The organism is Halorussus aquaticus (assembly GCF_024218795.1).
Taxonomy (GTDB): domain Archaea; phylum Halobacteriota; class Halobacteria; order Halobacteriales; family Haladaptataceae; genus Halorussus; species Halorussus aquaticus.
Map to the genome: position 1 here is coordinate 2,134,728 of NZ_CP100400.1, position 22,412 is coordinate 2,157,139.

Annotated in this window: 20 protein-coding genes and 1 tRNA gene; 10 read left to right on the forward strand and 11 right to left on the reverse strand. The window is 67.2% G+C overall.

Features of this window, described 5'->3' with window-relative positions; genetic code table 11:
* Positions 1–85 precede the first annotated feature (85 nt).
* Together NGM06_RS11020 and NGM06_RS11025 are read left to right on the forward strand one after the other, a co-directional pair.
* The gene (locus NGM06_RS11020) at positions 86–259 is read left to right on the forward strand and encodes a hypothetical protein (protein ID WP_254267007.1); all 174 of its coding nucleotides are present in this window, start codon (positions 86–88) and stop codon (positions 257–259) included.
* 73 nt (positions 260–332) lie between these two features.
* A tRNA-Arg gene (locus tag NGM06_RS11025) sits at positions 333–407 on the forward strand.
* Between the two features lie 214 nt (positions 408–621).
* Here the strand turns inward: NGM06_RS11025 and NGM06_RS11030 are convergent.
* The 5 genes from NGM06_RS11030 to NGM06_RS11045 all read right to left on the reverse strand — a co-directional run bounded on the left by NGM06_RS11030 (position 622) and on the right by NGM06_RS11045 (position 6,348).
* Positions 622–2,019: an FAD-binding oxidoreductase gene (locus tag NGM06_RS11030; RefSeq protein WP_254267008.1), complete on the reverse strand. Its 1,398-nt coding sequence runs from the start codon at positions 2,017–2,019 to the stop codon at positions 622–624.
* 258 nt (positions 2,020–2,277) lie between these two features.
* On the reverse strand, positions 2,278–3,738 hold the full coding sequence (locus tag NGM06_RS11035; protein WP_254267009.1) for a PAS domain S-box protein: 1,461 nt from the start codon (positions 3,736–3,738) through the stop codon (positions 2,278–2,280).
* A gap of 256 nt (positions 3,739–3,994) precedes the next feature.
* Complete coding sequence (locus NGM06_RS24140) at positions 3,995–4,126, reverse strand: hypothetical protein (protein ID WP_256567931.1); 132 nt, start codon at positions 4,124–4,126, stop codon at positions 3,995–3,997.
* Positions 4,127–4,409: 283 nt separating this feature from the next.
* On the reverse strand, positions 4,410–5,171 hold the full coding sequence (locus NGM06_RS11040; protein ID WP_254267010.1) for an SDR family NAD(P)-dependent oxidoreductase: 762 nt from the start codon (positions 5,169–5,171) through the stop codon (positions 4,410–4,412).
* Positions 5,172–5,310: 139 nt separating this feature from the next.
* Positions 5,311–6,348: a hypothetical protein gene (locus NGM06_RS11045; RefSeq protein ID WP_254267011.1), complete on the reverse strand. Its 1,038-nt coding sequence runs from the start codon at positions 6,346–6,348 to the stop codon at positions 5,311–5,313.
* Positions 6,349–6,550: 202 nt separating this feature from the next.
* Between NGM06_RS11045 and NGM06_RS11050 the strand changes: the two genes are divergently transcribed.
* Entirely contained in the window at positions 6,551–8,068 is a 1,518-nt protein-coding gene (locus NGM06_RS11050) for a PAS domain-containing sensor histidine kinase (protein WP_254267012.1), read from the forward strand.
* Positions 8,069–8,113: 45 nt separating this feature from the next.
* Here NGM06_RS11050 and NGM06_RS11055 read toward each other — a convergent pair whose 3' ends face one another.
* The gene (locus NGM06_RS11055; protein ID WP_254267013.1) at positions 8,114–9,430 is read right to left on the reverse strand and encodes a phosphoribosylamine--glycine ligase; all 1,317 of its coding nucleotides are present in this window, start codon (positions 9,428–9,430) and stop codon (positions 8,114–8,116) included.
* Positions 9,431–9,610: 180 nt separating this feature from the next.
* On the opposite strand from NGM06_RS11055, the gene NGM06_RS11060 reads away from it, so the two are divergent.
* Complete coding sequence (locus NGM06_RS11060; RefSeq protein ID WP_254267014.1) at positions 9,611–9,892, forward strand: hypothetical protein; 282 nt, start codon at positions 9,611–9,613, stop codon at positions 9,890–9,892.
* A 134-nt stretch (positions 9,893–10,026) separates the two neighbouring features.
* On the opposite strand, the gene NGM06_RS11065 is transcribed toward NGM06_RS11060, so the two are convergent.
* The gene (locus NGM06_RS11065; protein ID WP_254267015.1) at positions 10,027–10,626 is read right to left on the reverse strand and encodes a hypothetical protein; all 600 of its coding nucleotides are present in this window, start codon (positions 10,624–10,626) and stop codon (positions 10,027–10,029) included.
* Between the two features lie 168 nt (positions 10,627–10,794).
* On the opposite strand from NGM06_RS11065, the gene NGM06_RS11070 reads away from it, so the two are divergent.
* From NGM06_RS11070 to NGM06_RS11095, 6 genes are all read left to right on the forward strand, one after another.
* Positions 10,795–11,730 carry a glycosyltransferase family 2 protein gene (locus tag NGM06_RS11070; RefSeq protein ID WP_254267016.1) on the forward strand — a complete coding sequence of 312 codons (936 nt, stop codon included), beginning with the start codon at positions 10,795–10,797 and terminating at the stop codon, positions 11,728–11,730.
* A gap of 83 nt (positions 11,731–11,813) precedes the next feature.
* On the forward strand, positions 11,814–13,364 hold the full coding sequence (locus NGM06_RS11075; RefSeq protein WP_254267017.1) for a sulfatase: 1,551 nt from the start codon (positions 11,814–11,816) through the stop codon (positions 13,362–13,364).
* Complete coding sequence (locus tag NGM06_RS11080; RefSeq protein WP_254267018.1) at positions 13,364–14,758, forward strand: glycosyltransferase family 4 protein; 1,395 nt, start codon at positions 13,364–13,366, stop codon at positions 14,756–14,758. The genes NGM06_RS11075 and NGM06_RS11080 overlap by 1 nt, the downstream gene beginning before the upstream one ends.
* A 365-nt stretch (positions 14,759–15,123) precedes the next feature.
* Positions 15,124–16,428 carry an inositol-3-phosphate synthase gene (locus NGM06_RS11085; protein WP_254267019.1) on the forward strand — a complete coding sequence of 435 codons (1,305 nt, stop codon included), beginning with the start codon at positions 15,124–15,126 and terminating at the stop codon, positions 16,426–16,428.
* Between the two features lie 2 nt (positions 16,429–16,430).
* Complete coding sequence (locus NGM06_RS11090; RefSeq protein WP_254267020.1) at positions 16,431–17,720, forward strand: glycosyltransferase family 4 protein; 1,290 nt, start codon at positions 16,431–16,433, stop codon at positions 17,718–17,720.
* 1 nt (position 17,721) lies between these two features.
* Entirely contained in the window at positions 17,722–18,957 is a 1,236-nt protein-coding gene (locus NGM06_RS11095) for a glycosyltransferase family 4 protein (protein ID WP_254267021.1), read from the forward strand.
* A 25-nt stretch (positions 18,958–18,982) separates the two neighbouring features.
* Here NGM06_RS11095 and NGM06_RS11100 read toward each other — a convergent pair whose 3' ends face one another.
* From NGM06_RS11100 to NGM06_RS11115, 4 genes are all read right to left on the reverse strand, one after another.
* Entirely contained in the window at positions 18,983–19,279 is a 297-nt protein-coding gene (locus tag NGM06_RS11100; RefSeq protein WP_254267022.1) for a HalOD1 output domain-containing protein, read from the reverse strand.
* Positions 19,280–19,391: 112 nt separating this feature from the next.
* Positions 19,392–20,534 (reverse strand): Gfo/Idh/MocA family protein, encoded by a 1,143-nt coding sequence (locus NGM06_RS11105; protein WP_254267023.1) that lies wholly within the window; start codon positions 20,532–20,534, stop codon positions 19,392–19,394.
* Between the two features lie 53 nt (positions 20,535–20,587).
* A complete protein-coding gene (locus NGM06_RS11110) occupies positions 20,588–21,142 on the reverse strand; it encodes a hypothetical protein (protein ID WP_254267024.1) in 555 nt (184 codons plus the stop codon).
* 76 nt (positions 21,143–21,218) lie between these two features.
* A complete protein-coding gene (locus tag NGM06_RS11115; protein ID WP_254267025.1) occupies positions 21,219–22,352 on the reverse strand; it encodes a glycosyltransferase family 4 protein in 1,134 nt (377 codons plus the stop codon).
* Positions 22,353–22,412: the final 60 nt, after the last annotated feature.

The window sequence follows — 22,412 nt, forward strand, 5'->3', positions numbered from 1 at the left end:
GTCTTACTCCCCGTTAACCGTCGAACGAATGAAAAGCGTCTTAACGCAGTTCGTCTAACCAGATGTTCGTGGCGGTACACTACGCATGAGTCTCGCCCGGAAACTCGCACGTGTGGTCTGTGCCACAGACCCCGGTCCCGAGGAGACCTACGAGTGCAAGACCTGCGGGGCGACGTTCTCGCTCGACCGACAGACGTGCCCCGACTGCGGCGGTTGCACCATCGACCGCACCGACTGGGACGTCGTCGTCTCGGGGTGAGGGTTCGGTACGCCAGCACACGCCCGGTCGAAACCGCGGCGTTTAAAATGGACGGGGCAGTAGGATAAGGTGCGGGCGCTTAGCTCAGTCTGGACAGAGTACTTGGCTTCGGACCAAGCTGTCGCGGGTTCAAATCCTGCAGCGCCCATACATTCTCGCAGAGATAATCACCCGATACTATTAGACTATCAGACGGATACGATTCTACTGTCGTTCGATCGGTTACCGACAGGTGAATTCCACCGGAGTTCGCGTACGTCCAAACTGGCCAGCACCGAGAGAATCAATGCGGATTGACGGTCAGTTCTCTTCTTGCACCAGAATACAGGGGTGTATTCGGCGAACGCCTACTTCGGACTCGGTTATTTTGTCGGTTCGACGTTGTGGTTCAGTCGGAACAGGTTCTCGGGATCCCACTCGTTTTTGACTTCGACTAACCGGTCGTAGTTTTCACGGTAGGCCGCCCGCTGGTCACCGACCTCCTCGGGGACGAAGTTGGCGTAGACGCCCCCTGTCGCGTGGGGAGTCATCGCTTCGTGCATATCGCGTGCCCAGGCGATACACTCTTCGTCCTGTTCGGAATCTTCCCACTGAGTATGCAGGTTCATTATGTACTCCGCGTCGCGGTGGGGATAGGCCGTCGCATCGACTGGCAGGTCGTTGATTGCGCCGCCAAGATGGGGAATGGCAATCTCGGTCTCCGGGGTGGGGATCGTTTTGCCGTACTCTACGAACGTCTCTATCATGCCGTCAGTCATCTCGTCGAAGTTGTGGGATTTCCAGTAGTGCCGATTTCCAGCGGGGGCCAGACCGTCGAACGCCTGTTGCCAGCCCGCGTACGGGTGCGGGCCGACTGCGTCGGCGATGGGTTCGCCGATGTCGCGCACGGACCGGAGCACCTGCTCTCCCTCGTCCATCTCGCCGGCGTAGAACGTTGCCAGAATGACGACTTTCCGGCCGTGCCACTCCTCGGGGACGAACGGAAGCGGTGGCGCGTGCCGGATGACACACCAGACCGTCGCATCGTTGGGCGCACTGGCGGCGAATTCGCGGAACCCCGAAAGGACCGCTCTGGCGTCGTCGAACGGATGGACGATCGGACCGGACAGCACGGTCGGACCGACCTCGTGCAGTTGGAACTCGAAGGAGGTGACGACGCCGAAGTTGCCGCCGCCGCCTTTGAGTCCCCAGAAGAGGTCGTCGTTTTCGTCCTCGCTCGCGTGGACGAGTTCGCCTCGAGCGGTGACGACGTCGGCCGAAATCAGGTTATCGACGGTCAGTCCGTGCTTCCGCGAGAGCCAGCCCCACCCACCGCCGAGTGTCAGTCCGGCGATACCGGTCGTCGAGTTGTAGCCGACGGGCGTGGCAAGTCCGAACGCCTGCGTCTCGTGGTCCAGTTCCCTGAGCACGACGCCCGGTTCGACGCGGGCCGTCTCCGCGTCCGGATCGACCCGCACCGAGTTCATCGGCGACAGGTCGATCACGAGCGCGTCGTCTTCGACGGCCCTGCCAGCGATGTTGTGGCCGCCGCCCTTCACCGAGATGGGGACGTCGTGCTCTTTTGCGAACGTCACTGCGCTGATGACGTCTGCAGGGCCAGCGCACTGTACGATAAGCGCCGGGTGTTTGTCTATCATCCCGTTCCAGACGGAGCGTGCCTCGTCGTAGCCCTCGTCGTCCGGTCGAACGAGGGTTCCGCGTAGGGTTCCTGCGAGTCCGTCAACAGCTTCGTTGTCCGATACGGGTGTTTCTTCTGACATTTCTGATCCTGTCTAGGGATACGTGGTTAGACTACGTGAATGAGTGACAATTTCACTCCGAGATGGTGTTACGAGTAACTGAGTGACACACGAGGAAATCACGGTGCTGAATGCAGGGTGGGTATTCAGCACGGGCCTGCGAATCCATCTAGATTGCGGAGACGCGGAGGAAGTGCTCTCAACATCGTAGTACGACCCAGATAGACGGAAAGAGAGACTCGTGGCTCGTGTACCAGTTCTCTGCGGATACCCATCGCGTCACTGCGCATCGTCGGCGACGAACTCGACGTCTCTGAACTCGAATCGGGCACCGCCTTCGGTACTTTCCGTGATAGAGAAGTCCCATCCGTACGCATCAGCGAGTTCGGCGACGAACGTCAACCCCAACCCGGTCCCGCCCTCGTCGGACGTGTACCCCGCTTCCACCACCGCTGTTCGTTCGGACTCGTCGATTCCCGGCCCCGTGTCCTCAACGTAGAACCCATCGTCGAGTGTTCCGACTCGAACGGTAACCGACCCCTCGCTGTGTTCGACCGCGTTCCGGAACAGATTCTCCAGCACCTGTTGGAGATGCGCCGGATTCACCCGGAGGGTCTGGTTCGTCGCGACCTCGACTTCGGCCTTCCCGGTGTCGGTGTTCCCCCACGCCTCCGCGACGACCTTCGTCAGGTCGACTGCCTCTCGGTCACCGACTTCGTTCTCGTTCCGGGCCAGCACCAACAGGACGTCGATGAGTTCGTCTATCCGTCGGAGGGCGTCCGCTATTTGACCGATGGGCGCGTCGTCGTCCTCGTCGTCGACGAAATCGAGATATATCTGGGCTATCTGGAGCGGGTTACGGAGTTCGTGCGCCAGCATACTGGCAAATCGGTCGAGGCGTTCGTTCTGCTGTTTGAGTTCCCGTTCGATATCCTTGCGAGTGGAGATGTCGCGGAACGTCCCGACGAAGTAGTGTTCGCCGTCGTAGGTGAACTCGTTGAGCGAGATGGCCAGCGGCACCTCGTGGCCGTCTTTGTGCAACCCCGGCAGTTCGACGTACGTCCAGTCGATGTGCTTCTCGCCCGTTTGGAGGTAGCGTTGGAGGGCTTCGGCGTGAACGTCGCGGAGTCGTTCCGGAATGATCTGCATCTTCGAACCGCCGACGAGTTCCTCGGACGGATAGCCGAGGATGCGTTCGACGGCAGGGTTCGCGTACCGGATGACGCTGTCGTTGTCGAGCATGATGATGCCGTCGGCGGACGCCTCCGCGAGTGCGTCGAACGCCTGACGGTGTTCGCCCGTCGCCTGAATCTCGGCGGCGGTGTCGGGCGATTCGACTTCGCGGACGACGCCGACAGTCCCGCAGAACTCGCCGTCCCGCCAGAGTCCGCTGAAGCAGACCTTGCACGGAACAGTGTCCCCGGTTCGTGTGACGACCGGAATAGAGAGATGAACCGCGTCCTGTGTCCCGTCGAGAATCTGGTCGCGTATGGCAGTCTCAGCCCGGACGACGTCCTCGACGTCGAGGAATCGGGAGATGTGTTCGCCCAAAACGGTGTCCCGGTCGTACCCGGTCAGGTCGATCAAGGCATCGTTCACGGCGACGAGATACCCTTCGCGGTCGAGGGAGTAGATTCCGTACGGGACTGCGTCGAGGAGGGTCTCGGCTGGAGTACCGACGTTCGGGGGTGGGACCGCGTCCTCGGACTTCTCTGCGGGGTCAGTCGGCGGGTCTCCCATGAGAAATGGATTGCCGTCACAAGATGATAAGACCACGGGTCGAGGTTCGACTGTGGGACAAGACCGCGGGACCATCTCCGAGGTTCACGCTCTGCCCTGATCGACTGGTGAGGAATCGATATCACGACTGGTGTTCGATTGGCGGTTACTCGCAGTCGGACACGCGGAAGGAGACCGTCGGTCCGGATCCGTCGTCGTGTACCGGGAGCAGAACCTCGGGGCAGCGTTCGGTTATCTCGTTCAGAGACCTCCGTTGTCACTCGGTCCGCTCCAACAGTTTGTACGAGAGTGCGTAATCGTGTTCGTCCGTCGGGAGGCCGTCGAACACGCCGGAGGTAGCGTCGTGTTCGCCGTGGCGTGTCGGGAGCGAACGAGTTCGGTCGTACACGCTGTCTCCCCCTGCGTAAAGGCGAACCCTGACCTGATACGCTTCGGCGGTGTGATTGGAGACCGCTATCCGTTTACTCTCGACCGGGTCACTCAGCAGTGACGTGCATCCGGCCACGCCAACCACCCCACCGGTCCCGAGAGAAGAGAGCCACGACCTCCGGCGCATGGTGTAGCCTTCGATTCACGACAGGTAGCTCTTTCTAGCCGAGCGTGGCCCGGAGACGGACAGCCACGGCCAGAATCGAGTCCGGAGTACCTCCGAGCTATCGACTCGGAGTCGCTCACCCGCTCTCGTAGCCCCCGTCCACGACCATCCCGTGCCCGGTCACGTACGACGCGTGCTCGGAGAGGAGGAAGGCGACGCAGTCCGCGACTTCTTCGGGGTCGCCCAGTCGCTTGAGCGGGTACTGGTCGGCCATCTGCTCGCGCGCCCGGTCGGGATTATCTCGGCCCTCGAAGTACGTGTCGGTCAACGGCGTATCGACGAAGCCCGGGCACACGGCGTTCACCCGGACGCCGTGTGGCCCGGCCTCCTGTGCGGCAGCTCGCGTGAAGTTCAGTACGGCACCTTTCGTTAGCGAGTACACCGACTGGCCGGGAAGCCCGAGTTTCCCCGCGATGGAGGACATGTTGACGATGGAGCCGTGTCCCTGCTCCTTCAAGAGCGGCAAGGCGGCGTGACAGCAGTTCCAGACGCCGTTGATGTTGACGTCCATCACGAAGTCACGGACGCTCTCCTCGACGTCCTCGATGGACTTGCCGGGGTGGCCCACCCCCGCGTTGTTGAAGAGTCCGTCCAGCCCGTACTCTTCGTGGGCGGCTTCGATTACACTCACTACCTGTTCGGGTTCGGTCACGTCGAGTTCGTGAGCCTCCGCCTCGCCGCCGTCTTCCCGGATGGTCTCTGCGACCTCCTCGGCACCGCCGGTGTTCACGTCGGTGACGACTACCCTCGCGCCGTATTCGCCGCACCGTTTCGCAGTCGCCGCGCCGATTCCGGACGCGGCACCCGTAACGAGCACTGTTTTGCCATCGAGTCGCATGCCTTACCTACGCGCTCCTGTCGTATAACGTTACAACTTGCAGCGATAGTTCGACCGACCTTCGACGGAGAACTGTACGGTTGGCCGAGGACAGAGCGTGCGTCGTCGTCGCACACCGATTCGCGCGCTTACCGCCTCTCTACCCGTCCTCGGAACACGGTCCCCTCGAATCGCCGTGGTCGAGATGGTCTCGCAGCGCCGACTCGCTTCCCACGTGAATCGTGTGGGCGTTGTCGGGATTCCCCGGCGGTTCGTGACAGACCGTATACGACCCCTGCTCTTCCTCTTCTTTCTCACCCTTGTTTTCTTCTTCCTCCTGTTTCTCACCCTGCTCGTCTTCTTCCTCCTGTTTCCCACCCTCGTTCTTCTTCTCTTCTTCCTTTTCCCCACCCTCGCTCTGCTTCCCGCTCTCTTTCTGCCCGCCTCCGCTCTGCTCGCAACTCCCTGTCGTGATTCGTATCGGTTCGCTCATGTCGAGCGAGATGTGCTCGGGGTCGTCCGGGAACCCGGAGAGGAACTCCCAGTCGGTGACCGTGCCCTTGTAGTACTCGTCGTAGAGGGTGGCGTCCTCGTTGAACGCCGGGTCGATAACGACCTCGAAGTCGTCGCCCAGACCGCGGAACGCGCCGCCGTCCGCGCCGCCGCCTCCCCACGTCCAGTCGATGCGGTGGTCGGTTCCATCGACGTGCCACCTGTCGTAGTTCTCTCGTTCCCCGCTGTTGGGGTCGCGGTAGAGGTCGTCCTTGACGACCCAGTCACCGTCCTCGGGAAGTCCAGTGGCTTCGAACGTCACCGAACCGCTTCCCGAGTCTCCGGAGGCCCCGTGGACCACCACGAGACTCAGCCCTTTGGGACCCTGATAGAGGAAGGCGAAACTCGTCTGACTGCGCTGGAAGTCCAGCGTGCCCGCCGACGCGTAGGGTGCGGTATCCCCGACGGACGCGCCGTTGGCGTCGCTGATGTACTTCTCCGGAAGTTGGTAGTCGTAGAACGTCTCCACGGGCAACTGGCGGCGCATCGGCCGGACCGGGACGCACGTATCGCCCTGCACGAGGACGTATTCGGACTCTGCCCGGCCCGTCGCCGTCGCCCCGGGCCCGAGCAATCCCCCGGCGAACCCGGTTCCGATGGCAGACAGCACGGTCCGCCGCGTCGGCGTCGATTTTCGCTTACTCATAGACGGCTGTAGCATCGGCCGCGCTCCGCTTTGTTATCCGGTACTTACGGCCAGTTCGTTCCGTTTCGTTCCGAGAGAATCACGTCCGTCGCGCGTACTGATTCGTTCACCCGATTAATCAAAAAGAGAGACAGAATCAAATGCTGGTGGTGTTTTCTGTTATCGGACGCTAGCTTGTCTTGATGTCGCTAGCCCCTTAATCATGACTACGACAGACCCGTCGAGCGACTCTGAGAGGAGTACCACGGACTCGGACCGGTCTCTCTCGGACACCGTGGGAGGGGAGGTCGTAGCGCGAATCACCGACGGCGTCTTTGCGGTCGACGAGGAGTGGCGATTCACCTATCTGAACGAGCAGGCCGAACGCGTTCTTCGCTGCACCGACGAGGAACTACTCGGGACGACCATCTGGGAGGCGTTCCCGCAGACGGTCGGGTCGGCGTTCGAGCAGAAGTACGGCCACGCGATGGAGACCCAAGAACCGGTCTGGTTCGAGGGGTTCTACGAACCGCTAGAGACGTGGTTCGAGGTGTGTGCGTACCCCTCCGAAACGGGCTTGTCGGTGTACTTTCGCGACGTCACGGGGTGTGTCCGCCAGCAGGCGGAAATCGGAGCGCACGAACACGCTCTGCGTCGCGTCTACGAGATTATCGCGGACCCTGACCGGCCGTTTCCCCAGCAAATCGACGCGCTCCTGAAAGTAGTCCGAGAGGTTGTCGGGACGGACTACGCGACGCTGTCGCACGCACGGGGCGGGGAGTACGTGTTCGAGACGGTCGACGCGCCCGACGACGCCGACCTCCGAGCGGGCGATACGGTACCGGTGACGGCGACGGTTTGTGAGCGCGTCGTCGAGACTGGACGGACGCTCGTCCTCGAAGATGTCGAGGCGGACGCGCCGGAACTGGCCGACCGAGGATACGACGGCGCGTGGGACATCTCCTGTTACCTCGGCGCGCCGGTGTACGTCGGTGACGAGGTGTACGGCACGGTCTGCTTCTACGGCGACGAACCGCGGACCGGGCAGTTCTCCGACTGGGAAGTGACGTTCGTCGACCTCCTCGCTGACTGGGTCAGTTCCGAACTCGAACGTCAGCGCGAGACCGAGCGCCTCGACTCGTTCGCGGGCATGCTCGCCCACGAACTCCGCAACCCGTTACAGATAGCGCAACTGTATCAGTCGCAGGCCGCCGCCGGTGACGAGTCTGCCGCCGAGGAAGTGACGACCGCGCTCGACCGCATCGAAGAGCTAATCGACCTCATGCTCGTCACTGCCCGAGGGGCGGACTCGGTAATCGACTGGGAGTCGGTCGAATTAGCCGACGCCGCCACGGAGGTGTGGGCGGAGGTGGGAGTAGACGAGGCGGACCTCGTCGTCGATACTGACCGGACCGTCGAGGCCGACCCGGTTCACCTCCACCACTTCCTCGAGAATCTCTTCACGAACGCCGTGGAACACGGGGGCCGGGACGTGACCGTCCGGGTCGATACGCTCGAAGACGGCTTCTACGTCGCGGACGACGGACCGGGCATCCCCGAACCCGAGCGCAGCAGAGTGTTCGAGGCGGGATTCACCACCGAGAACGGCGGTATCGGTCTCGGACTCTCCTTCGTCGCCCATCTGGCCGACACCTACGACTGGGAGCGGCGGGTGACCGAGAGCGACGCTGGCGGTGCGCGCTTCGAGTTCACCGGTGTCGAGAGGAGAAGCGAGCAGTGAGTGTCGGAGATACCGACACGGACCGATTCCGGAGTTAGGCTTGCCCTACGTCTGCGGTCCGAGGTAGCCCCAAGCGTGGAGACGGTCGCCCTCCCCGTCTGTCCACCGCTCCCCGATGTCGTCGCGGTAGTAGAGGTTCGGGATGACGATGTCGTCGATACGCTCGTAGCATCGGTCCCGGGCCTCCTGCATCGTCTCTCCCTTCCCCGTCACGACGAGGGGCATCCCGTTGTCGCCCGCGACCCGCCACTGCCCCTCGACGTTCTTGGCGTCCTCGATGTGAATCCCCTCTCTGCTCTCCGTCTCGAAGACGACCGCGGCGTTGCGCGAACTCTCGTCGTACGTCTCCTCGTCGTCGAACGGGAACGGCGGGAGGACGATTCGAACGCCGATTTGGTAACCGGCGTGGACCGCTAACTCGGGGTCGTCGCCGTGTGCGAGGTCGTAGAAGAACCGGCCGGTCGATGACTCGAACGACTCCTCCTGTAGGGCGATGGTCGGGTAGCCGAACCGCGGGGTGAACTCCAGCGGATAGATGCCCGTCTCGTTGACGATGCAGTTGATGTCGATGCTCCCGACGTACCCCTCCTCGGCGAGCCAGCCGTCGAGTTTGCCCAGCGTCTCCTCGAACAGTTCGTTGTGACCGGCCCAGAACATCGCCGTCCCCATCTCGCCGGTCGACGGGCCGATGTTTCCGGGGAACAGCTTCTTGTGTTCGAAGTTGAAGTTCACTCGGTCGACGAACTGTTCGCCGTCGAAGAACCCGCAGACGGCGACTTCGACGCCGTCGACCTTCCGCTGGAGTTGGAACCCCTTCATGCGGTGGCCCCACGCCTTCTCGTAGGCTCTCAGCACGTCGATTACGTCGCTGCCGTCGTCCTCGGTCCCGACGTAGAGGAGGCGCTTGACGTTCTGGACCTCGCCGAGCGGTTTGATGACGTAGGCGGCGGGGTTCTGCTGGACGTGTTCGATTCCCTCGCCGAAATCGTGGAACACCTGATGCTCGATGGTGTTCACCCCGTGGTCTTCCAGCACGTCCATCGCGTATCCGCGGTCCTCTTCGAGGCGGTCCGTGTTCGGCGTGCCGCCGACGACGGCTTTCCCCCGTTCGCGGAGTTCTTGAGCGAGTTTCCCGGTTCCGACGTCGGAACCCACCCAGATGTCGTCGAAGACGACGACGTCGGCCCACTCGACCTCCGCCCGCCAGTCGTCCGTCTTCGGGACGAACCCGTCCCCGATTTCGCGGTCGCTCTCGGACTCGATGTAGTACTTGACGTCGTGACCTTCGCGGTGGACTTGCCACGCGAGGTCGGTAATCAGTGCGGCGTCGGCGGAGACGAAGAGGAAACGCTTGGAGTTCATTGGTCCATAGTGCGTACGCACAACCACGGCACTTCAATCACCGTGTTGATGGATTCGCCCGGTCGAGGGTTCGTCGGAGGCGACCTCGTCGGGGAGGGGACGGAATACGGTCCGGCGAGACCGCTCGGGGCCATCACGCCTAACAGAATCAGTGCCGAGAAATCGTGTCGGGGGAAACGTATGTCCGACGAAAGCCAGACCACGACAGACCACGACGAGATTCGAGAGTGGGTCGAAGAGCGCGACGGCCGACCGGCCTACGTGGAGGACACCGAGGACGGCGACAGCGGACTCCTCCGAATCGACTTCCCGGACGAGGAGGACGACGAGAATCTCGACGACATCTCGTGGGACGAGTTCTTCGAGACGTTCGAGGAGAACGACCTCGCGTTCCTGTATCAGGACGAGACCGACGACGGCGACACCAGTTACTTCAGCAAGTTCGTGAGTCGGGAGGACTGAGACGGCGTGGCCACGCGTGACAGAACGACGGCCCGCACCGAAGGCGTCGAGACCGACTCGACGCAACCGCCGGAGTCCTATCCGTGGGGCGTGTGAGCGCCTCGTACAACCACGACTCCGTCAAAAATCGCGGCTCAGACGCTCTGCCCGTCACGAACGCCCTCGACCTCGGCGACCGACATCGCGTAGTGTCTGGCGTCGCCGGGCACGTCCACTTCCATCTCTACCCGCTCCTGTCCCCCGCCGGGGACGGCGAACTCCGGTCCCCGGAGGGTCTCTATCTCGTCGCCGTCGTCGCCGTAGAACCCGACGAACGCGACCACTTCGGCGTCGTCGCCGGTGTTGGCCACGGTCGCGGTCATCGTCACCTGCCCGACCGGAAGTTCCTCGTGGGTGTCGTCGATGTCGTGCTGGCGGACGTCGGTCTCCACCACCGCGAGGTTCTCGTCGGTCTCCTCGACCGAGTCTCGGTAGATGTGGAGTCGGTTCCGGGCGGCCTGCAGTGCGCGGACGGCCTCGTCGTCGTCGCGCTGGTTCAGTCGCTCCTCGACCCGGAGCAGTTGGTTGTCCACCTCGTCCACGATGCCCTGCCGGTCGGCGGCGTCGCGGTCCTCGAAGGCGTCGAGTCGGTCCAGCACCGTCTCTATCTCCTCGGCGACGGCGTCGACCTCGCCGGTCGCCTCCAGCGCGCGGTACAGGTCGTCGCGGATGTCGAGAATTGCCGGTAGTGACACGGTCCCCACCTGTCGGTACCTACCGGACACTGTGGGAAGTGTTCTCCGGCCGCGCGAAGTGGAGTGGAGTAGCGTGAAGTGGAGCGTTCCCAGTCGCGCGGCGACGGACTCCGCGACTCGCTGTCGGCGGGCACAACAGGTTTCCGGAGAGTCGTCGTACCGCCGCCGATGTTCGTCAGCGTCGTCCTCCCGACGTACCACCGGGCGGCGGTCCTCGGCGACGCCGTCGAGAGCGTCCTCGGCCAGTCCTACGACGACCTCGAACTCCTCGTCGTGGACGACGGCGACGACGACGCCACGCCGGAACTGGTCTCGTCGTTCGACGACGACCGACTCCGGTACGTCCGCCGCGACGAGTCCGTCCGCCGCGACGCGATGTCGGGCGTGTCTTCGGCCAGAAACGAGGGCGTCCGGCGGACCGACGGTGACCTCGTCGCCTTCGTCGATTCCGACGACCGCTGGCACCCCGACAAACTCCGGCGACAGGTCCGCATCCTCCGGGAGGCGGGCACTGCGGGCGACGGGCCGTCGAGCGACGACTGGGGTGTCGTCTACGCGCCCGTCACCAAGCGCGACGGCGAACCCCGGACCCGCGAGTGTGCGTCGGGCGACGTGCGCGAGGCGGTCCGCACCATGTCGGTGCCGACCTACACCTCGACTCTACTGGTCCGCCGGGCGGCGTTCGAGCAGGTCGGCGGGTTCGACGAGCGACTAGGCTGTTTCGAAGACTGGGACCTCTGCCTGCGACTCGCCCGGGACTGGCGGTTCGAGTGCGTGGACGCGCCGCTAGTGCTGAAGGGCACCGAGGCCGGGAACGTCTCGGCCGACCCTGACCGCCTCGCGCGGTCGGTCCGGCGACTCTTCGCGGTCCACGACCTGCCCGCGGAGGCCCGCGCTCGACTCCTCGCGGACGCCGGGAAGACGTACTGCGAGGCGGGTCGTCTCGCCGAGGGGCGACCCTACCTCCGGCGCGCGCTCGAACTCGACTTCCGGCCGAACGCGGCGGCGGCGCTCGCGCTCTCGCTGTCGGCGTCGCCGCGGGCGTTCGACGCCGGGATGGGCGCGGTCTACGGCGTCGAGCAGTTGCTCGCCAGTCGAGGGTGAGAGAGGACGTTCGGAGACCACGGGACGAGTGGCCCTCCGGACGGCCCACAGCGTTACGGCGGACGCCGCCGTCCCACGAGTCCATGGGGGAGCGGAAGCCGAACGTCCTGCTTCTAGTCATCGACGCCTGTCGCTTCGACTACCTCCGGGGGCCGAAGGCCGAGACGCCGAACTGCGACGCGCTCGCCGACGAGGGGACCGACTTCCGGCGAGCGGTCAGCGCCGCGCCGTGGACCCTCCCGAGCGTGACGAGTCTGCTGACCGGGAAGTACCCGCACGAACACGGGGCCGACTCGCGCGGGTTCGAGATGGACCGGGGCCGGACCGTCACCGCCGACCTCCGGGAGGCGGGCTATCGGTGCCTCCACCTCTCGCCGAAGACGTGGATAGGGGACTGGCTCCCGCAGGGCCGGGAGTTCCACCATGTCTCGGAGTTCACCGGCCCGGACCACCGCCACTTCGACGGCGGCGCTGACGTTCGCCGCCTCTCGGCGGGCGTGGCCCGCGGTCCGGAGTGGTACGCGACCGTCGTCCGGCGCGCACTCGAATCCGAGAACCCGGCGCTCAGCCTCGCCAACGCCGCGATGTACAAGTATCGCGAGGCCACCGAGGACGCGTGGCTCGACGACGTGCGGGCCAGCGAGCGCGCCGCGCGAATCGCCGACGAGTGGTTCGCCGAGTTCGGTACCGCCGACGGCCCGTTCTTCGCGTACGCCCACCTGATGGACCCGCACCTGCCGTTCTACGTGCCCGAGGAGTTCCGGTCCCCGGTCCGGCCGCCCGACTGCGCCACCTACGACGAGGAACTCGACTACCTCGACGACCTGATGGACGACCTCTGGGCGATTCGCCTCGGCGAGCGCCGCCTCTCGGCGGCCGAACTCGACTACCTCCGGCGGCGGTACGCCGACGAGGTGGCGTACGCCGACGCCGTCGTCGGCCGGATGCTGGACGCCCTCGACGAGCGCGGACTCGCCGACGACACCTTGGTCGTGGTGACCGCCGACCACGGCGAACACCTCGGCGAGGGCGACGACCGGACCCTGCTCGACCACCAGACTTCGGTCGGGTTCCCGCTCCTGCGCGTTCCGCTGGTCGCGCGCTACCCCGGCGAGTTCGAGGGCGGTGAGCGCCGCGACGACCTCGTCCAGACGACTCACGTCGCCGAGACGATTCGGGCGCTCGCGGGACTGGAACACGACCGTGCGCGCTCCCTGCTGGCCGCGGACCGAGAGCGCTCGGCGAGCGAGGAGCGCGCCGAACGCCGACCGAAAGCGGCCGTCGCGGAGTACGCCGGGGTGGTCCGCTCGCATCCGCCCGACGGGGTGACCGACGAGCGCCTCTTCCGGACCCGGCGGACCGCCATCGCTGGCGACTGGAAACTCGACTCGGTCGGCGGCGAGTACCGCGCTCGCCGCGTCGATTGGGCCGCCAACGAGAGCGAGACCGTCTCGCTCGACGCCGTCCCCGACGCCGTGCGGGAGCGACTGACCGAAGCGATTCGGTCCGGAAGCGACGGTGTCGGAGGGGACCGCGACGACCCGAGCGACCGAGGCGAGCGCGACCGGAACGAGACCGACCCCTCGGTCCCCGACGACGTGGAAGCGAACCTCCGGGAACTCGGGTATCTCTGATGCGCATCGCCGTGCTCTCGGACGGCTATCCGCCGTGGGACCGCGGCGGCGCGCAGCGAATCGCCGCCCAACTCGCGGAGGGCTACGACGACCGCGGCCACGAAGTCGCGGTCCTCACCGCGGTCGAGCGTCGGGCCGACGCCGGGCGGGCGACCGCGAACGGAGTCGCGGTGCGCAAACTCTGGTCGCCGAAACCCCGGTCGGTCCTGCCGTACCTCACGCTCCACAACCCCTTCGTCGTCCGGAGAATCGGGCGAGTCCTCGACGCGTTCGACCCCGACGCGGTCCACGCGCACAACGTCCACTACCTCTCGAACGCCGGTCTCCGGGCGGCCGCCCGGCGCGCGCCCGTGGTCGAGACGTACCACGACGCCGGGACGGTCTCCTACGGCGAACTGACGGGCTACCTCGACGACCCGCCCGCGGGCGACCGGCCGATTCCGGCCGAGGAGTACCGCGTCAGTCCGCGGCGACAGGCCCGACGCGAGGGGCTTCGGTACAACCCTCTTCGAAATCCAGCGAACCGGCGGACCCGCCGCCGTCACGTCGAGCGCGGCGTGGCGGTCAGCGACGCGCTCCGGACCGCGCTCCGGGCGAACGGCGTCCCCTGTCACGAGACGATTCGGAACGGCGTGGACGCCGCGGCGGTCGCGGAGGCGGGCGACCCGGCGGCGTTCCGGGCCGACCACGGACTCGGCGACGCGCCGGTCGCGCTGTTCGGCGGTCGGACCGGCTACAACAAGGGCGGCGCGCACCTCTCGCGGGCGTTCGCCGAAGTCGTCGCGGACGTGCCAGAGGCGCGACTCGTGGTGACCGGCGACGACGACTACGTCTCGCGGATGCGCGAGATAGCGGCGGAGGCTGGCGACTGGCCGGACGCGGGTGTAGCGACTGACCAGACGGGTGCGGAGACGCGAATGGCTGGCCGGACGGGCGGGGAGACGCGGACGACCGACCGAACCGACGCCGCGGCCGACCGAATCGTGACGACGGGGTGGCTCGACCGGGACGAACTGTGCGGGGCGCTCCGGGCCGCGACGGTGGTCGTCACGCCCTCGGTCCACCTCGACCCGTTTCCGACGCTGAATCTGGAGGCGTTCGCGGCCGGGACCCCGGTCGTGACCTCGCGGTTCGGCGGCGCGGACGAACTCGTGGCCGACGGCGAGGACGGGTTCGTCGTGAACCCCTTCGCGGTGTCGGCGCTCGCGGACGCCCTCCGGCGACTGCTCGCCGACCGGGAGACCGCGGCCCGATTCGGCGCGCGCGGTCGGCGGAAAGTGCGCCGGGAGTTCACGGTCGGGCGGCAGGTCGAGTCGTACCTCCGAGTCCTCCGGTCGGCGGCGGGTCGCGACCCGGACTCGCGGACCGAGACGACGGTGAGCGTCCGCGACTGACCCACATCACACTCTCCGGTTCGTCGGGTAGTGACCTCGTCGTCGGGGGAGCGAGGCGGTCGGGAGCCTCGGCACCGTCCTCCTGTAGCCTCGTCGTCGTATCATCACTCCTACCCCCGTTCAGTTTCGACGTGAGACGCGCCGACATCCGACCGCGCGATGGGCGAGTCCCGCACCTCGGCCAGCGTGTTTATCGGGATTCGTGTCGTACCGATAGAACGGATTTATCAGAGGAGGTCCGCCGACGGAGTAAAGTTCGCGGACGACGCCGCGAGGGAATCAAACGGGGGAACGATGTACGGAACACTCGCACTCGACCGAGGGAACAGCGCGAACGACAGGCCGTCCGGAGGAGGTGGTTCGACGTGACCGACATCGGCGTCTGGCTCGTCGGCGCACGCGGGAACATCGCCACCACGGCGATGGTCGGAGCGCGCGCGGTGGCCCGCGGCGAGACCGACGAGACGGGTCTCGTGACGGCGCGGGAACCGTACGCCGACCTCGACCTCCCCTCGGTGGCGTCGTTCGACTTCGGGGGCCACGACGTTCGGGAGGGGAGCGTCCTCGCGTCGGCCCGGCGTCTCGCCGAGCGAAGCGGGACGCCCGACCAGTCGGTCGTGGACGCGGTGACCGACGACCTGCGGGCGATAGACGACCGCGTCCGGCGCGGGACCGCGCTCAACTGCGGCGAGCGAATCGCGGAGCTCGCCGACGTCGAACCGCTGGAGACCGACCGGGGCGCGGCCGAGGTGGTCGAACAGTTGCGCGAGGACCTCCGGACCTTCCGGCGCGAACGCGGCCTCGACACCGTCGTGGTCGTCAACGTGGCTTCGACCGAACCGGAGGTGTCGGACCCCGAGCGATTCGACACCCGCGACGCCGTGGCGTCCGCAGTCGAGTCGGGCGAGACCGACCTCCCGGCGAGTTCGCTCTACGCCTACGCCGCGTTCGCGGAGGGGTGTCCGTACGCCAACTTCACGCCGAGCGCGGGGGCCTCCGTGGAGGGCCTCCGCGAGATGGCCCGCGAGGAGGGCGTCCCCCACGCGGGCGACGACGGCAAGACCGGCGAGTCGCTGACGAAGGCGGCGCTCGCGCCGATGTTCGCGGGGCGCAACCTCCGGGTGCTGTCGTGGGAGGGCCACAACATCCTCGGGAACACCGACGGCGCGGTCCTCGAAGACGAGCGCAACAAGGCCGGAAAGCTGGCCAGTAAGGGCGACATCTTGGAGGGAATCCTGCCGGACATCGGGCACAACCGGGTCCGCATCGACTACACGCCGTCGCTGGGCGACTGGAAGACCGCGTGGGACTACGTCCACTTCGAGGGCTTTCTCGACACCGAGATGACGATGCAGTTCACGTGGGAAGGGTCGGACTCGGCGCTGGCCGCGCCCCTCGTCCTCGACATCGCGCGCCTGCTGGCCCACGCCGACGAGCGCGGGGAGGCGGGCGTCCAGCGCCACCTCGCGTCGTTCTTCAAGGCCCCGCTCGGCGTCGAGGAACACGACCTCTCCCGGCAGTTCGAGATGCTCGACGACTACGTCCGGGAGTGTCTCGCCGACCGGAAGCGCGGCGACGCCGAGACCGACCGTGGCAACGGTGCGACCGAGGACGGCGACGCTGGCGGCGGACCGGCGACCCCGGAAGCCGCTCCCGAGACGACCGACTGACGATGCGCGTCCTGCAGGTCGCCCACGCCCTGCCGCCCGCGACCTACGGCGGCACCGAACTCTACACCCGCGACCTCGCCGCGGCGCTCGCCGAGCAGGGTCACGAGGTCGCTGTCGCCGCACCTCGCGGCGCGGACGAGTCGTCCGGAAGCGACTCGCTCCGCGAATCCGACTGCGAGAGGCCCGACGCGGAGACGTTCGACTTGCCCGACTCCGGCGGTGAGACCGCGCCCGCGGTCGGCGGGCGACCGCTCGACGCGGTGGTGCGCCCTGCCGTGGACGACCGGTTCCGTGGCGTCCTCGCGGACTGGGACCCGGACGTGGTCCACCTCCAGCACTTCAAGCACCTCTCGGCGACCCTCCCGGCCATTTGCGAGGCCCGCGGGGTCGCCTGCGTCGCCACGCTCCACGACTTCTGGCCCATCTGTCACCGCGAACAGCTCTACCGACCGGAGGAGCGACCCTGCTCCGGTCCCGAATCGGTCGAGAAGTGCGCCGACTGCTACCGGCGGGCCGCGGTCGGGGACGGGCGCGCGACCGACGGCGGGACTGCGGGACGCGCAACCGGCGACCCCGCGGTCGATGCGGTGGCGCGCCGGGACGATGCGCTCCGGGACGCCCTCTCTGCGACCGACCGACTCGTCGCGCCCTCGCGGTTCCTCCGCGAGACGTTCGTCGCGTTCGGCGCGTCCCCGGAGCGCGTCGAACAGTGCCGGAACGGGATTCGGGTCGAGCGCTTCGAGGACACCGGCTTCGACCCCGACAGCCGACTCCGGGTCGGCTACGCGGGTCGCGTCACCGAGCGAAAGGGCGTCCACCTGCTCGCGGCGGCCGCGGGCGAAGTCGAGGGGGCGGACCTCCACGTCTTCGGTCGGTTCGACCCCGAGTCGGACGACTACCACGCCCGACTGGCGGCACTGGCCGACGGTGAGACGACGTTCCACGGGTGGTACGCAGACCGGGCGACGCCCTACCGCGAGATGGACGTGCTGGTCCTCCCCTCGGTCTGGTACGAGAACAGTCCCCTCGTGATTCAGGAGGCGTTCGCTTCGGGCGTTCCGGTGGTGACCGCCGACGTGGGCGGGATGGCCGAACTGGTCCGGGACGGCGAGGACGGCCTGACCGTCCCGGTCGGCGACGCCGACGGACTCCGGGACGCGCTCTCGCGACTCGCCCGGAACCCGGACCTCGTGGCCGACCTGCGTGAGGGCGTGACCGAACCGAAGCGCCTCCGCGACCACGCCGGAGAAATCGCCGACCTGTACGCCGAGTGCGTCGGCGCGGGGGAGTAGCGTGGCGACCGTCCTCGTCCTCGCGCGCGAGACGCCCTACCCCCCGAACGCGGGCGACCGGGTCGTCACGCACGGGTTCGTCCGCGGACTGGCCGAGCGCGGCCACGCGGTCCACGTCGTCGCCTACGGGGACGAGTCCGACCGCGGGCGCGCCGAGTCGCTGGCGGACCACGCGGCGTCGGTTCGGCTCGTCGCCCGCGCGAAGAGCGACCTGCCGCCGCGACTCCGAAAGCTCCGGAACTACGCGACCGGCCGGTCGGACGTGATGGCGATGTTCGGGTCGCCGTCGATGGTCGCGGCGGCCCGAAACGGGATTCGTTCCCTCGCGCCCGACGCCGTCCTCGCCCAGCACCCGTACATTGGACAGGTCTTCCGGGATTCTGGGGTCCGGCGCGCAGCGGACGAGGCGGACGCGACGCTCGTCACGAACGCGCACGTCGTGGAGTTCGCGGTCCACCGCCGGTACCGCACTCTCGCCTCGGACCTCGAAACGCGGGCCGAACTGTCGCTGGAAACCCCGCAACTCCGCCGGGAGGAACTCGCGGTCTACGAGGCCTCCGACCGGGTGCTGGTGCTGGGGTCGGAGGACCGCGCCGAACTGGTCGAAGCGGGCGTCTCGACGCCGATAGCGACTCAACACGTCGCGCTCGACCCCGCCGAGTACGAGGTCCGTGACCGGCGGGCGGCCCGCGACGACTCGGACGCCGCGGACCTGCTGTTCTTCGGGTCGTACGGGTGGTTCCCGAACGAGGACGCGGTCACGACGTTCGCGGCGTCGGCGTGGCCCCGGATTCGGGCCGAGCGCCCCGACGCCCGCTTCGTCGTCGCGGGCCGGGACGCGCCCGACTCGGTGCGGGAACTGGCCGCGAGACCCGGCGTCGAGTTCGTCGGCGAGATACCCGACCTCGGGCGGGCGGTCCGAGACGCCGCCGCGGTGGTCGCGCCGCTCCGAATCGGCGGAGGGACGCGGCTCAAAGTGCTGGAGTCGATGGCGTGGGGCGCGCCGGTCGTCGCGACCGCTGCGGGGTTCGAGGGCGTGGACGCCCGGCCGGGCGCTGAGGTCGCGGTGGCGGACGACTGGACGGGGTTCGCGGCGAGGGCGGTCGAACTACTCGACTCGCCCGAGCGCCGGGCGCGACTCGGCCGGAACGCCCGGCGTCGAATCGAGCAGGTCTACGCGCTAGACGGGGCGGACGCGGAACTGGAGGCGAACCTCGGACTGCCGAGCGGGACCTGATTCCGTCTCGGGGTCGCGCCCCGCGTCACCCGATTTCGTAGACGGCGACGCGCCCGCTGCTCTCGGCGCGGACCTCGTAGTCGCGGACCGCGAACGTGACCGACCAGTCTTCGCCGGACGAGGAGTGACGGTACAGGGCGTCCAGCGCCTCCGGGTCGAGGTAGTCGTAGAGTTCGAAGTCGAGGTCGGTCGGTTCGACGCCTTCCGCACCGGCGAGGGCCGCGAAGACGGTTCGGCTCAGGGGTTCGGACGCGGCGGGCGGGTGGTGTCGTTCGGCGACGGGCATCGAGTCGGGTTCTCGTGGAGGTGTCGTGATTGCCACGTCGGTAGAAGGGGAGATTCGGACAAAAAACCCTATCAGACGACCGTCAGACGGACGTGAGACGGAGTTCTCCGGATTCGAAATCGCTCGGTGGCCTCGCGTCGTCGCGCACTCAATCGGTCGCCGCGTCGTCGCGCACTCGCTCCGCCGCGGCGTCCTCGCCCGCGGTGTCTGCGGGGTCCGCGGCGTCCTCGCGCACCTGCTCCATCAGTTCGAGGACCCACCGACTGTGCGCCAGCGGAACCGGCGGTTGGTCGCCGCGTTCGAGGGCCTTCGCGGCCTCGTTGAACAGGTAGTAGTGTCCGTCCACGCTGTCCTCGCGGTGGTAGTCCAGCGCCTCCTCCGCGCGGTCCAGACCGTACTCCCGGAGGGTGTCGGCGACCCCGCGGACGACGCTCCGGCCCGTGGTCGCGCTCCGGCCGAGTTGCTCGCTCAGGAGGTGGAACGGTCCCTCGTCGGCGTCGTGGGCGTCGATGGTGTTGGTCGGCACGTCCACCGTCGCGGACCGCTCGGTGCCGAGGACTCGGAGTTCGTCGTTCGGCGCGGACCCGCCGACGAACGTGACCGAGCAGAGCGCGTCGTCGTCGGTGGTCCACTGGAGCGTCGTCCCGTCGTAATCGAACCCGTCGTAGTCGCGGACCGCGCGGGTCTGGACGTCCACGCTCTCGGCGTCGCGAGGCACGCCGCCGAGCGCGAGCGTCAGGTAGAGCGAGTGGGGCATCCCCTCCTCCACGTCGCCGCCGGGGAGGTCGTAGACCCACTCGCCGCGGTAGGTGTCGTCCGGGCGGCCCTCCCCGGAGAAGGTGGCCTCGACGGCGCGAACCTCGCCGAACTCGCCCGCGGCGAGGGACCGCCGGAGGTCGCGCACCACGGGGTAGAACAGCCAGTTGTGGACGACCGAGACCGGGACCTCCCTCTCCGCGGCGAGGGCCCGCAGGTCGTCGAGTTCCTCGCGCGTGGTCGTCGCGGGTTTCTGGACCGTCACCGGAATCCCGCGCTCGACCGCCGCGCTGGCGAGGTCGAAGTGGCTCTGGACCGGCGTGGCGACGTGGACCCAGTCGAGGGCCTCCGCCGCGAACATCGCCTCGGCGTCCGCGTAGGCCCGCCCGCCGTACTCCCCGACCGCCTCCCGGACGGCCGACTCGTCGCGGTCGCAGACCGCCGCGAGTTCGGTCCGGGGGTTGCGACTCACCGCCGGGAGGTGGTTGTTCCGGGAGACGATGCCCGCGCCGACGATTCCTGTTCGCAAGGCCATGACCGACGGAGGAACGACGGAGACGAGGAAAGGGATTGTGGCCTCCGACCGTCTCACCCGTCGGTACTGACGCCCGGACCGGTTCTGATGTCGATACCGGGAAGCTGTGTCGCGGTGAGACCGAGAAACTCGCCCGGACACTCCTGAATCCCGTTGACGATGTACGGGGTCCCGAGGTCCACCGGGGTGTCCTGTTCGTCCACGAATATTCTCTCGCGTTCGACCAACTGCTCGGCGCGAACTTCGGGGTTCGCCCCGAAGAAGCCACCGAGTTCGCCGACGTCCGCGAAGTTGACGACGGCGTCGGCCAGCGGCTCCCACTCGACGAGGATGCCCTCCCAGACGGTCAGTCGTTCCGGCGGCCAGTTCGAGAACCCGCAGGTATCGACTTCGCTCACGTCGGGGTCGTCGTCGGTTCGGTCCGTCAGCAGGACTATCTTGCGGCGTATCTCGTCGCCGAGGCGTTCGGGATACCGCAGCGCCATCCGGCGGGTGTACCGCGAGCGCTCGGGTTCGTCCTGTGCGGCCCAGCCTGCTACTCCGATGGGAGCGACTGCGCTCTTCCTGAGGAAACTCCGTCTACCGACTCGGGAATCGTTAGAATCCATGCCCTCACCGCGCTAGGACACGCCTCGAACGTCCGTAGTCCTTTCCGCCACGCGAGGTCACGCTCGTCGCGTGACCTCACCCGAGCGCCTCGGCCACGACCCGCCGAATCTCGCGCTGGAACCGCTCGCGGCCGTACTCGCGCTCGATTTCGGCCGCGTCCCGCCGGAGGTCGTTCGCGGTCTCGGGGTCCGACAGCACGCGGTCGATTCGCTCGACGGCCTCCGGCACCGTGTCGTAGGTCAGGCGGTCGCTCCCGACGATTTCGCGCTGGCCGCCGTTGTCCGGGACGAAGGGGACGGTGCCGCCCGCGACGAGTTCGGCGACCGCCATCCCGAAGTGCTCGTGGCGCTTGCCGTGGAGTCCGTAGCGGTGCCGACAGACGATTTCGACCAGTTCCTCGCGGGAGCACTCCCCCTCGACGCTGACGTAGTCGCGTTCGCTGGCGGCGCGCTTCACCTCGCGGGCGTACTCGTCGTCGTACCCCGGCCCGACGAGGTGGAGGTGGACGTCGTGACCGCGCTCCCTGACCCGGTCGATTATCTCGACGTTGTCGAGGACGTTCTTGTACCGGGCGAGGCGACCGATGGTGACGAACCCCGGTTCGCGCTCGCTCCACGGTCGGTCCCCGCGCTCGGCGAACCCCCGGGTGTCCACCGGCGGGTGGACCACCTCGGGGCGCGCGCCGTAGGCGTCCTGCACCACGTCGGCCATCCACTCGGAGTTCGAGAGGACCCTACTCGACCGGATTCGCTCGGGGTCGAACCCGCCGACGCGCCAACTGAACCGGTCGTAGGCGTGGTCGGCGAAGGCGTCCTCGCCGACGCGCTTGGAGACGACGAGGCGCGCGAACCGCGGAGTGTGGACGTACTGCACCAGCGGTTCCGCGACGCTGAGTTCGTTGTCGGTCCCGACCGCGAGGTCGAACCGGTCGCGCTCGCGGGCGACGAACCGGTTCAGGAGCGCGTTCCGGAGGTTGTACCGCGGGTTGTCCAACCAATCGAGGAACGCTTCGACGTACGCGGGCGTCCGGACTCGCACGTCCCGAACCTCGGTCTGAAAGTAGTCGTTCAGTTCCTGGAGGTCGGGGTCGGTCAGGGTGAGCAGAGTCAGGTCGTGGTCGTCCTGCAAGGCTTCGAGGACGTTCATGCAGACGCCCTCGCCGCCGCCCTTCGCCATCAGGTCCGTGTGCGCGACTGCTATCCGTGCCATAGTCGTGTCGTCGTCCCCGTTCGACAGCCTCCGTCTCGGAGCGATGCCACGGGAATCACG

Excerpts from the sequence above, each read along its gene's own strand:
- NGM06_RS11020 (WP_254267007.1), top strand. The coding sequence starts at position 86 with ATGAGTCTCGCCCGGAAACTCGCACGTGTGGTCTGTGCCACAGACCCC.
- NGM06_RS11030 (WP_254267008.1), bottom strand. The coding sequence starts at position 2,019 with ATGTCAGAAGAAACACCCGTATCGGACAACGAAGCTGTTGACGGACTC.
- NGM06_RS11035 (WP_254267009.1), bottom strand. The coding sequence starts at position 3,738 with ATGGGAGACCCGCCGACTGACCCCGCAGAGAAGTCCGAGGACGCGGTC.
- NGM06_RS11040 (WP_254267010.1), bottom strand. The coding sequence starts at position 5,171 with ATGCGACTCGATGGCAAAACAGTGCTCGTTACGGGTGCCGCGTCCGGA.
- NGM06_RS11045 (WP_254267011.1), bottom strand. The coding sequence starts at position 6,348 with ATGAGTAAGCGAAAATCGACGCCGACGCGGCGGACCGTGCTGTCTGCC.
- NGM06_RS11050 (WP_254267012.1), top strand. The coding sequence starts at position 6,551 with ATGACTACGACAGACCCGTCGAGCGACTCTGAGAGGAGTACCACGGAC.
- NGM06_RS11055 (WP_254267013.1), bottom strand. The coding sequence starts at position 9,430 with ATGAACTCCAAGCGTTTCCTCTTCGTCTCCGCCGACGCCGCACTGATT.
- NGM06_RS11060 (WP_254267014.1), top strand. The coding sequence starts at position 9,611 with ATGTCCGACGAAAGCCAGACCACGACAGACCACGACGAGATTCGAGAG.
- NGM06_RS11070 (WP_254267016.1), top strand. The coding sequence starts at position 10,795 with ATGTTCGTCAGCGTCGTCCTCCCGACGTACCACCGGGCGGCGGTCCTC.
- NGM06_RS11075 (WP_254267017.1), top strand. The coding sequence starts at position 11,814 with ATGGGGGAGCGGAAGCCGAACGTCCTGCTTCTAGTCATCGACGCCTGT.
- NGM06_RS11080 (WP_254267018.1), top strand. The coding sequence starts at position 13,364 with ATGCGCATCGCCGTGCTCTCGGACGGCTATCCGCCGTGGGACCGCGGC.
- NGM06_RS11090 (WP_254267020.1), top strand. The coding sequence starts at position 16,431 with ATGCGCGTCCTGCAGGTCGCCCACGCCCTGCCGCCCGCGACCTACGGC.
- NGM06_RS11105 (WP_254267023.1), bottom strand. The coding sequence starts at position 20,534 with ATGGCCTTGCGAACAGGAATCGTCGGCGCGGGCATCGTCTCCCGGAAC.
- NGM06_RS11110 (WP_254267024.1), bottom strand. The coding sequence starts at position 21,142 with ATGGATTCTAACGATTCCCGAGTCGGTAGACGGAGTTTCCTCAGGAAG.
- NGM06_RS11115 (WP_254267025.1), bottom strand. The coding sequence starts at position 22,352 with ATGGCACGGATAGCAGTCGCGCACACGGACCTGATGGCGAAGGGCGGC.